The 3,083-nt window shown below is 64.9% G+C and carries 2 protein-coding genes; one reads left to right on the top strand and one right to left on the bottom strand.

Features of this window, described 5'->3' with window-relative positions:
• Positions 1–986: 986 nt before the first annotated feature.
• A complete protein-coding gene (locus CT676_RS43340) occupies positions 987–1,844 on the bottom strand; it encodes a LysR family transcriptional regulator (protein WP_135217321.1) in 858 nt (285 codons plus the stop codon).
• 103 nt (positions 1,845–1,947) lie between these two features.
• On the opposite strand from CT676_RS43340, the gene CT676_RS43345 reads away from it, so the two are divergent.
• The gene (locus CT676_RS43345) at positions 1,948–2,940 is read left to right on the top strand and encodes a zinc-dependent alcohol dehydrogenase family protein (RefSeq protein ID WP_167768359.1); all 993 of its coding nucleotides are present in this window, start codon (positions 1,948–1,950) and stop codon (positions 2,938–2,940) included.
• Positions 2,941–3,083 lie beyond the last annotated feature (143 nt).

The raw sequence follows: 3,083 nt of genomic DNA on the forward strand, positions 1-3,083 counted from the left end.
AACGAAGGGGTATGATCACGGTGCCTGTCCCTGTGATGCGAGGTCTGTTGCCGCAGCCTCGTGCAACTGTTCAGGTTGATAGATGGAACGGGCGGGAGAGATCACGGCGTCAAGCGCCAAGGACCCAACGGCTTCCCGCCCACCCCATCCTGACAGACTTCCAAGACACAGGGACCCAGCAGATGACACAACACGCTGACGCATGGGCCCCGGCTCTGCAGCGTATCACTTCGTGCTGCGCTGCGTTCGGGGCACGAGAGCGTCGTTGAATGACTGACATGGGCTAGCATCCTCGCGGCGCATTTCGCCCGAGCTTTGCCTGATCGCCTCATCCTCGAATGAAAGAGGGCGCAGGGAAGACCGGGAGCCCGCTGGCACCCGCGGTCCACTGTGCGAAATTGTGGTGAGAAATCTGCACAGCGGCATACAGGTGTAGCCAAGACATCCCGGCCTTCCCTGCGCAGTAGTTGGAACGGCTTATGTCGTGCTCGCCCCGGGGAGCGATGCACTATTGCCCCCGTCGCCTTGCAGATGGCTGATGCGCCCGCCCGGCTGGGCAACACGCACCACCACAAGACTTGGCGCACAGACCCCGGGCGCCAGGACGACACGATTTGGCCGTACGTGGATCACACCGGTCGTGCGTACGACATGTCTCGCTCACGGTTTCCCGCCCTGCGATCACCTTCGCACCAGTGTGCCCCACGTCCACCGCCGCCCGGCCCGCGTTCGTGACGATCGCGATACGCCCCTCTTCCTTGGGCCGGGTTGATGCGGACTATCCGTCAATTCCGAATTTCGGTAAAGTGGAATATTTTTGTAGGCACGCATTGACCGACGATTGGCGTGTTTTGCCCGACGGGCAACGCAAGGGATTGTGGATGCGTAGGGTGGGCAAAGCGGAGCGTGCCCACCCTTACCAGATGCGATTGTTGAGAGATGGTGGGCACGGCGCGCGAAGTGCGCGCCTTTGCCCACCCTACGGGCTACGAAGGCGCCTCCAACCTTTCAATCACCAGATCGAGCAGCGTGCGCAGGCGCGCCAGGCGCCGGAGATCGCGGTGATAGCCGACATACGTGTCGCGGCCGGGCGGCGTTGCGCCGATGTCGAGCGCGACGAGACGGCGATCGCGGTCGCCGAGGGGGCGTGGCAGCACGGCAAACCCGCCGCCGCAGGCACACAGCTCCGCCTGCGCCTGGCGGTTGTTGCTGCGCGAGGCGATCTCCGCATTCGGCAGCGCGCGCTTCAACCAGATCGCATCTGGCATGTCGGCGAATTCGGCATTCATGGTGACGACACGGGCGCCGCTTCCGTCGCCGGCGCGCGGCGGCTTGCTGCCCTTCCTGCCATACAGCGCGTAGGGAATGTGGAGCAGCTTTCTCGAGATTACCTCGGGCTCGCTGAACGGCTTGATGCGGAAGACGAGATCGGCCTCGCGCCGCGGCAGGCTGTAGAGGCGCGCATCGGTCAGGAGCTCGACGATCACCTTGGGATGGCGCTTGCCGAAGGCGGCGATCACCGGCGACAGCATCACCGTGCCGAACCAGTCCGACGACGACAGCCGCAACATGCAGTCGAGCTGCGTCTCCGCACCCGAGGCGTGGCGCTGAAGCGCGAGCGCCTCCTCCTCGATCCGCTCGGCGTGGCGCAGCACGGCGGCGCCCTCGTCGGTCAGCACAAAACCATCGGCGGTGCGCTGGAACAGCGTTTGTCCCAGCGCGGTTTCGAGCGCGCGAAGCCGCCGCCCCATCGTCGGCTGGGTCTGGCCGATCTTGCGCGCGGCAGCTCCGAGCGTGCCTTCGCGCGCAATCGCCAGGAAGATGCGCAGATCGCTCCAGTCCATCGAAATGACCTCATACAGAAATGCACGATCGTCGTACATCCTTGTTTATTTCCATGCAAAAATTCATGGGCATATTGGAGGCCAACAACGGAGCAAGACGATCATGACGAGACAATCGACGATGCGGGCTGCGATCCTGGAGACCCACAACGCGCCGCTGCGCCTCTCAACCGTCTCCACGCCCGAGGTCGGGCCGCGCGAGGTGCTGGTGCGGGTGCATGCGAGCGGGGTCAATCCGCTCGACACCAAGATTCATGCCGGCGCGGCGGCGCATGCGCGCCATCCGCTGCCCGCCATTCTCGGAATCGATCTCGCCGGCGTGGTCGAGCAGACCGGGCGCGACGTGACGCGGTTCAAGCCGGGCGACGAGGTCTATGGCATGACCGGCGGCGTCGGCGGCGTGCCGGGATCGCTCGCCGAGTTCGCCGCGGTCGATGCCGACCTGCTGGCGCCCAAGCCCGCCAATCTCAGCATGCGCGAAGCGGCCGCCCTGCCGCTGATCTTCATCACGGCCTGGGAAGGCCTGATCGATCGCGCGGCGCTGATGGCCGGCCAGAAGGTTTTGATTCATGGCGGTGCCGGCGGCGTCGGCCACGTCGCGATCCAAATCGCGCGCGCCATCGGAGCAGACGTGTTCGCGACCGGCTCGGCAGCGCAGCGCGCCACCATCGAAGGCTTTGGCGCTGTGTTCATCGACCGCGGCACTGCGATCGAAGCTTACGTTGCAGAGCATACCGGCGGCCGCGGCTTCGACATCGTCTACGACACCGTCGGCGGCAAGGTGCTCGATGCCTCCTTCGAAGCCGTGCGCCGTTTTGGCCATGTGGTGAGCGCGCTGGGCTGGGGCACGCACGCGCTTGCGCCGCTGTCGTTCCGCGCCGCCAGCTATTCCGGTGTGTTCACGCTGCTGCCGCTGCTATCAGGCGAAGGCCGCGCGCATCACGGTGAGATCATGGCGGAAGCGACGCGCCTGGTTGAAGCCGGCAAGCTCGCGCCGCTCGTCGATGCAAGGCGCTTCACGCTGGAAAGTGTTGGCGATGCCTACGCTCTGATCCGGTATCACGCCGCCAAGGGCAAGCTGGTCGTCGACATCTGAGGTGAGGCTCGTAGCCCGGATGGAGCTGTCTGCTGCTCCCGCCGCTAAAGCGTGATGGCATTAAGTTCGATAGCCTGAATTTTTCAGGTAATTGGCGCATTCCTCGGGGGTGAAGGCATCGAGTGCGTGGCCGATTGCGGCGC

The organism is Bradyrhizobium sp. MOS001 (assembly GCF_004634465.1).
Classification (GTDB): Bacteria; Pseudomonadota; Alphaproteobacteria; order Rhizobiales; family Xanthobacteraceae; genus Bradyrhizobium; species Bradyrhizobium barranii.